This is a genomic window from Polaromonas sp. AER18D-145, assembly GCF_002379095.1.
In the GTDB taxonomy this organism is placed as follows: domain Bacteria; phylum Pseudomonadota; class Gammaproteobacteria; order Burkholderiales; family Burkholderiaceae_C; genus Polaromonas.
Window position 1 is genome coordinate 81,907 of record NZ_NBZV01000016.1, and the last position, 6,190, is coordinate 88,096.

8 protein-coding genes are annotated in these 6,190 nt (G+C 63.7%); all 8 read right to left on the reverse strand.

Annotation, left to right across the window (positions count from 1 at the left end):
- Positions 1 to 105: 105 nt before the first annotated feature.
- Positions 106 to 498, reverse strand: coding sequence for a VOC family protein (locus B7G52_RS10390; RefSeq protein ID WP_096697529.1), 393 nt, complete (start codon positions 496 to 498; stop codon positions 106 to 108).
- 43 nt (positions 499 to 541) lie between these two features.
- Positions 542 to 1,081 carry an SRPBCC family protein gene (locus tag B7G52_RS10395; RefSeq protein ID WP_096697530.1) on the reverse strand — a complete coding sequence of 180 codons (540 nt, stop codon included), beginning with the start codon at positions 1,079 to 1,081 and terminating at the stop codon, positions 542 to 544.
- A 10-nt stretch (positions 1,082 to 1,091) separates the two neighbouring features.
- Entirely contained in the window at positions 1,092 to 1,517 is a 426-nt protein-coding gene (locus B7G52_RS10400) for a YciI family protein (RefSeq protein ID WP_096697531.1), read from the reverse strand.
- A gap of 119 nt (positions 1,518 to 1,636) precedes the next feature.
- Positions 1,637 to 1,990, reverse strand: a complete 354-nt coding sequence (locus tag B7G52_RS10405; protein WP_096697532.1) for a YciI family protein — start codon at positions 1,988 to 1,990, stop codon at positions 1,637 to 1,639.
- Between the two features lie 4 nt (positions 1,991 to 1,994).
- Positions 1,995 to 2,834: an NAD(P)-dependent oxidoreductase gene (locus tag B7G52_RS10410; RefSeq protein ID WP_096697533.1), complete on the reverse strand. Its 840-nt coding sequence runs from the start codon at positions 2,832 to 2,834 to the stop codon at positions 1,995 to 1,997.
- Between the two features lie 238 nt (positions 2,835 to 3,072).
- Entirely contained in the window at positions 3,073 to 3,840 is a 768-nt protein-coding gene (locus B7G52_RS10415) for an enoyl-CoA hydratase (protein ID WP_096697534.1), read from the reverse strand.
- Between the two features lie 228 nt (positions 3,841 to 4,068).
- Positions 4,069 to 4,878, reverse strand: a complete 810-nt coding sequence (locus tag B7G52_RS10420) for an acyl-CoA thioesterase II (RefSeq protein WP_096697535.1) — start codon at positions 4,876 to 4,878, stop codon at positions 4,069 to 4,071.
- A 27-nt stretch (positions 4,879 to 4,905) separates the two neighbouring features.
- Positions 4,906 to 5,802, reverse strand: coding sequence for an alpha/beta fold hydrolase (locus tag B7G52_RS10425; RefSeq protein WP_096697536.1), 897 nt, complete (start codon positions 5,800 to 5,802; stop codon positions 4,906 to 4,908).
- Between the last annotated feature and the right edge of the window lie 388 nt (positions 5,803 to 6,190).

Consider the following 6,190-nt stretch of genomic DNA (forward strand, 5'->3'; position numbering starts at 1 on the left):
GTTTCTTCAATCAAGCCGGGGCCGAGGGACTGGCTTTGCCAGCCCGCAGGCGCAGCGGCCCCCCTGAGGGGCAGGGAGCTACACGCAGTGAGCGACCGTGGGGGCTCAAGCTTTCATCCACACCAGTTCCCAGACATGGCCATCCAGGTCGGTGAAACCGTGGCTGTACATGAAGCCATGGTCCTGCGAGGGGTTGGACGCGGTGCCGCCGGCGGCCAGCGCCTTCTTCACCAGTTCGTCCACTTCGGCGCGGCTCTCGCATGACAGCGCAATCAACACCTCGGTGGTCTTCGTTGCATCGGCGACCGGCTTTTTGGTGAAGCCCTGGAAGAAGGGCTCGATCAGCAGCATCACGTAGTTGTGGTCCTCGCTGATCACCATGCAGGCGCCCTGCTCGTTGGTGAACTGCGGGTTGAAGGAAAAGCCCAGGCTCTTGAAGAAGGCCTGGCTCTTTTCCATGTTCTTGATGGGAAGGTTGACAAAAATCTGGCGGGTCATGGCTGTTCCTTTGAAGATGGTTGAGGCAAGACAGGGGCGGCCGTCAGGCCTGCTCCGCCCTGGCCTTGAGGTTGGCGAGGCCGGCTTCGAAGTCGGTGCCAATCATCTTGTCCATGTTGAAAATCACACCCATGAATCTGGAGACAAAAGGTGCGGGGCCTTCCATGGCCCAGGTGACCTGCGCGGTCTGACCTTGAGGCACGATGCTGAAGGTGATGAGGTTGTCGGCCTTGAACGGTGCAGTCATGACCAGGCGCATCTTCAGTTGCGAAGGCGCGCTGGCCTGCACGATCTCGCAACTTCCGCTGCCGGCCTTCCGGCTTTCGAAGTCGTAGTGGGCGCCGGGCCCGATGAACGGGCCGCTGTAGCCGCCTTTCATCTCCGGGGCTTTCAGCGCATACGGGTTCCAGGTATTGAAGGCCCGGACGTCGTTGACCAGTGGGAAGATTTTTTCTGCCGGCGCAGCGATGCTGGCGCTGCGCGACACGCGGAAGGTGTCCGGCCGCTGCGAGGCAATGGCCGCAACCACGGCAATGGCCAGCACGACCAGCCCCAGCAGGGTGAGCAAGGTGGTTTTGATCATGGCGCGCTCCCTACTTCTGGCTGGGCGTGTTCATCTCGCGGAAACGCTCGACCTGCGCGCTGGGCTCGAAGTCGTCCAGTTCATACAGCTGGCGAACCTCGATCACGGCCGGTGCGTTTTCGCCGACAGGGTTGGGGAAACGGCGCGACCACGCCAGCGCCTCTTCGCGGCTGCGCACCTGGATAGTGGTGAAGCCGGCGATCAGTTCCTTGGCTTCCGCGAAAGGGCCGTCAATCACGGTGCGCTTCTGGCCGTCGTAGTGGATGCGCCAGCCCTTGCGGCTGGGCTGCAGCCCAGTGGCATCGAGCAGCACACCGGCCTTGGCCAACTCCTCGTGGAAGTCGGCCATGGCAGCCATCAGTTTTTCGTCGGGGGTCTGCGGGGTGGTCTCGGCCTCAAACTCGGGCGTCGACTTCACAATGATCATGAATCGCATCCTGGTACTCCTTGTGTGTGCGGCCAGAATCCCTGGCCTCCTGTTGACACGACGAAGCAACCGATGCGAAATCGACAAACCCGAGCCTGGTGAAAACCCTTACCTGCTTCTGCCGGAACTCAGAGGAAGCAGGGGCCGGTGGCCCGAACCTCCAGCGTGGCCCATTCAGCGGCGGGGCAACGGGCAGCAATCGCCAGGGCTTGCTCCCGGGTGGCGCAGTTCACCAGAAAGAAGCCTCCCACCATTTCCTTGGCCTCGGCAAACGGGCCGTCCAGCACCTGCGCTTTGCCGGCGCTGACACGCACGCGGGCGGCACTGTCCTGCGAGCCGAGCGACTCCACGCCAAGCAACACGCCCTCTGATTTCAGCTCGTCGGCAAACTTCAGCATGCGCCCGTACACCGCCTCGCCTTCGGCCTGGCTGCGGGTCAGGCGCTGGCCGACGGGTTCGTGGATGAGCAGCATGTAAGGCATCGTTCTAGTCCACAAAAAAGTCCGGGATGAAGTTTTTCGTGCCCGGAGTTACCGAATACTTCTCCAGATCGGTCACGCCATGTGCGGCCAGCAGCTCGTCATCTATGTAGAAATGGCCGTTGGCCGGGTTTGGACTGGTCAGGATCAGGTAGGCCGCGTCCGAAAGAATCTCCGGCTTGCGGCACAGCTTCAGGTCCACGCCAGGGATCATCTGCAGGGCGGCCGTGGCAATCGCGGTGCGCGGCCACAGGCTGTTGACGGCAATGCCGTATTTCTTGAATTCGCCCGAATGGCCCAGGGTGCACATGCTCATGCCGTACTTGGCCATGGTGTAGGCCGTGTGGTGCTCGAACCAGTGCTGCTTCATGCTCAGCGGCGGCGACATGGTGAGCACCTGCGGGTTGCGCCCGGCCTGCGCGGATTTTTTCAGCTCTGCCAGGCAGGCCTGGGTGCACAGGTAGGTGCCGCGCGCGTTGATGCCGTTCATCAGGTCGTAACGCTTCATCGGCGTGTGTTCGGTGTCGGTCAGGCTGATGGCGCTGGCGTTGTTGACGAGGATGTCGATGCCGCCGAAAGCTTCCACCGCCTTGGCCACCGCCGCCGTCACCGCGTCTTCGTCACGGATATCCACCGCCAGCGGCAGCGCCTGCCCGCCGGCCTCTTTCACCGCTTCGGCCGCGCTGTAAATCGTGCCTGGCAGCTTGGGGTTAGGGTCGGTGGTTTTGGCCAGGATCACGATGTTGGCGCCATCGGCCGCGGCACGGGTGGCAATCGCCAGGCCAATGCCGCGCGAGGCGCCGGTGATGAACAGGGTTTTTCCTTTGAGACCGGGTACTGAACTCATGATGCCTCCTGAATGCTACACAATTGATAGCTTCTTGCGACCACCGAATAAGGGCTACTGGCCAATTTGGACTCAAACTTTGGAAAAATCCGGCTTGCGCTTTTGGCGAAACCGCCGGCCCGCTACGCGGTCCCGTCCTCCGGACGCCGACTTCAGACCTTGCTGAAGTCGGGCCGTCGCTTTTGGCGAAAGCTGCTGCGCACCGGCTGCGCCGGACCCACACTGCGTGTGGCGAATTTCAGACCTTGCTGAAATCCGGCTTGCGCTTTTCCATGAAAGCGCCGAACGCTTCGCGGGCGGCGGGCTCCTTGAGCATGCGGCCAAAACTCACGCCTTCTTCAGCCATGCGCTCGGCCACCATGCCGGCCTGGCCTTTTTTCATCAGTCGCTTGGTTTCCACCAGCGAGCTCAGCGGTTTGGCCGCGAGTTTTTGCGCCTGCCGTTGCGCCAGGGCATTGGCTTCGGCGGGTGGCACGATGCGGTTGATCAGGCCCATCTCAAGCGCCGACTCGGCCATGAAGGGCTCGCCGAGCAGCAACGCCTCGGCCGCGCGCGCATAACCCATGAGCTGCGGCGCCAGAAGGCTCGACGCCGCCTCGGGGCACAGGCCCAGGTTCACAAACGGCATCGAAAATGCGGCGTTGTCGCCGGCGTAGACCAGGTCGCAATGCAGCAGCAGGGTGGTGCCTATGCCGACCGCGGGGCCACACACGGCAGCCACCAGCGGCTTGGGAAAGGTGCTGATGCCGCGCAGAAAGCGGAACACCGGCGACTCGTGGGTGGCAGGCGGGCCGTTGAGGAAATCACCGATGTCGTTGCCGGCTGAAAAAATGCTTTCGTGACCCTGGATCACCACCACACGCACGGCCGCATCGGCATGGGCAGCGTCCAGCGCGTCGGCCATGGCGGCGTACATGGCCGAGGTGATGGAGTTTTTCTTCTCGACCCGGTTCAGGGTGATGGTCATCACCGCGTTGTCGGTGTGGATCAGGATGTCTGTGCTCATGTATTGCTTTCCAGTGTTTGTTTGACGAAATAGATACAGACGCTAACGCTTCCAGGCCAACCCGGGCCCGCAGGCAATGGCCCCTCGGGCAGCGAGTTACACGCAGCGAACGAACGTGAGGGCTGTCTTTTCAAGCAGGGGCCGCGGATCTGGCTTTGCCAGTCCGCAGGCGCAGCGGCCCCCCGGGGGGCAGCGCAGTACACGAAGTGACAAGCGTGGGGGCCATATTCACTCCTTGTAATAAACGACCTGGTGCGTGGTCACCAGCAATTGGCCGGCTTCGTTCCACAACTGCGCGGTCTGGTCGAAATAGCCGTTGCGAAAGGCCTGGGCCTGCGTCTGCCCCAGCAGGTAAGCGCTGCCGGTGGCCTGCAGCAAGGCTGCATCGGCATGGTAATACACCGTCATCGACACCGTGCCTATCGGCACCAGCAGCGGCCGGCGGCGCCAGACGCGCGGATAAAATACATCCGACAGCGCCGTCAGCGAGGCGAAATCCAGCGGACGGGGCGGGTCGTCGCGCAGCCACAGCAGGGTGCGGCTCGCGCCCTGGTCGGCCCCGTGCCATTCGACAGGAATCGCGCCCTCTGCAAAACGCATTTCATAACGTTTGACCCACTCGACCCGGGTCGGGCCGCCGGCCCGGGCGACATCGGCCGGGGCCGGGACGGCCGGCATGGCGTGTTCGTCGGCGCCCCAGGTCTCGCGCCGCAAGCCGAAAAACGCGGTGCCGGTCAGCACCGTCTCGCCGTTTTGTTGCATCTCGATGACCCAGTGCTGAGTCGAGCGGTTGGTGCGTGCGGGGCGCGCACTCACGCTGAACGGCCCGTCCGCCAGCGCGGCGGCGAAGTTGACGGTCAGCGAAATCGGATCGCCCAGGCGCTGCGGATGCTGCAACACGGCGTTCAAGGCCTGCGCTGCCGTGACGCCGCCGAAGGGCCCGACCATGTTGGCATAGGCCGCGCTGGTGTGACCGAGACATGTGCCGTCGGCCTGCGCCTGCAAGGCCACCGCGGTATCCAAAGGATGAGAAATCATGCTCGGAGTATGCCGCCGCCGTCGGTCTCAGGCAGTCGTGCCGGGGACGCCAGCCGCCGGGCGGGCCAGGCGCATCTGCTCGAGAATCTGCACCGTGTGCGGCCACAGGTTCTGACGGAACTGGTCGCGGAAAAAGCCGAAATGCCCGACGCGCCGCACGCCCAGTTCGCCCGGCGTGATGCGCTCAAAACTGCGCGGCGCACCGCTGTACAGGTTGATCAGGTTCTGCGTGCCGCGCCAGGTCATCAGTTCATCGTCGGTGATGGACAGCGCCAGCACCGGAAACCTGGCCTGCGCATAGGCCAGGCGCGCCCCCTCGCCTTCGGCGCCCACGCTGTAGAGCGGGTTCAGGCACCACTTGCGCCACTGCAGCACCACGCCGGCCGGCAGGTCGCCGACCTTCCTGAGCCTGCGCCCCGGGAAATAGCCGCACAGGCGTGTAGCCAGCGGCACCAGCACGTACCAGAAATACAGCACCACGCGCTTGAGCTGCGGCGCGTTGTCGCGCCAGTAACCACTGCCGGCGGCAATGCTGACCAGGCCGTCGACCTGGTGCTGGTTTTTCAGGAAACCCGGCAGTTGCGCGCCCAGGCTGTGACCCAGCAGGTAAAGCGGCGCCTGCGGCAGTGCAGCCTTGGCCGAGGCCACCACCGCGCCGTAGTCGCTGGCCCAGTCGAAAAGATCGGCCTGGAAGCCACGCAGCGAGCCATCCGGCGTACCGGGCAAGGATTCACCCGAGCCGCGGTAGTCAAACGTCGTGACGCGAAAGCCCTGGCCGGACAACCATTCGGCAAACGGCGCGTAGTAGTCCTGCCGCACACCCATTGCGCCGCCGATGACCACGCTGGCAAGCGCCGGCTCAGCCGATTCGTAGACCCGCAAGGCCAGTTGCGACGTGCCCGATTCCAGAAACTGCTGTTGCATGACGTTCCCCTTAAAGAACCACGTAGCCGCCAGGGCGTAGCGAGCGGGATGAGCTGCAAGGCGGACGGAGCGGACCCACCGGAACGTACTTCAGGTACGTGAGGATGGGGAGCACCGGACCAACGCCGCAGATCGCCCGCGCAGTAGCCCAAGGGCCTGTTCACCCTGTTTTCAGGAATGCGAACGCGGTGAAAACAGTGCCAATCAAGGCGCACGACGACGAGCGGACACCAGTCCGGTCTAGGAGCCTGTCGGACTTGAGTGCGCGCAAGCGATGATTTGCGGGCGAGGTGAATTTTTGAGGGCCCGAGTCGTGCTTTGCGCGTGATCGCACGATTGCGCGAAGCCTGGCAAGGCCTTACACGCTGTCTGTGGCCTTCGTTGGGCG

What these genes read in the sequence shown, in the direction of transcription:
- B7G52_RS10390 (WP_096697529.1), bottom strand. Translation starts at nt 498, where the DNA reads ATGACCCGCCAGATTTTTGTCAACCTTCCCATCAAGAACATGGAAAAG.
- B7G52_RS10395 (WP_096697530.1), bottom strand. Translation starts at nt 1,081, where the DNA reads ATGATCAAAACCACCTTGCTCACCCTGCTGGGGCTGGTCGTGCTGGCC.
- B7G52_RS10400 (WP_096697531.1), bottom strand. Translation starts at nt 1,517, where the DNA reads ATGCGATTCATGATCATTGTGAAGTCGACGCCCGAGTTTGAGGCCGAG.
- B7G52_RS10405 (WP_096697532.1), bottom strand. Translation starts at nt 1,990, where the DNA reads ATGCCTTACATGCTGCTCATCCACGAACCCGTCGGCCAGCGCCTGACC.
- B7G52_RS10410 (WP_096697533.1), bottom strand. Translation starts at nt 2,834, where the DNA reads ATGAGTTCAGTACCCGGTCTCAAAGGAAAAACCCTGTTCATCACCGGC.
- B7G52_RS10415 (WP_096697534.1), bottom strand. Translation starts at nt 3,840, where the DNA reads ATGAGCACAGACATCCTGATCCACACCGACAACGCGGTGATGACCATC.
- B7G52_RS10420 (WP_096697535.1), bottom strand. Translation starts at nt 4,878, where the DNA reads ATGATTTCTCATCCTTTGGATACCGCGGTGGCCTTGCAGGCGCAGGCC.
- B7G52_RS10425 (WP_096697536.1), bottom strand. Translation starts at nt 5,802, where the DNA reads ATGCAACAGCAGTTTCTGGAATCGGGCACGTCGCAACTGGCCTTGCGG.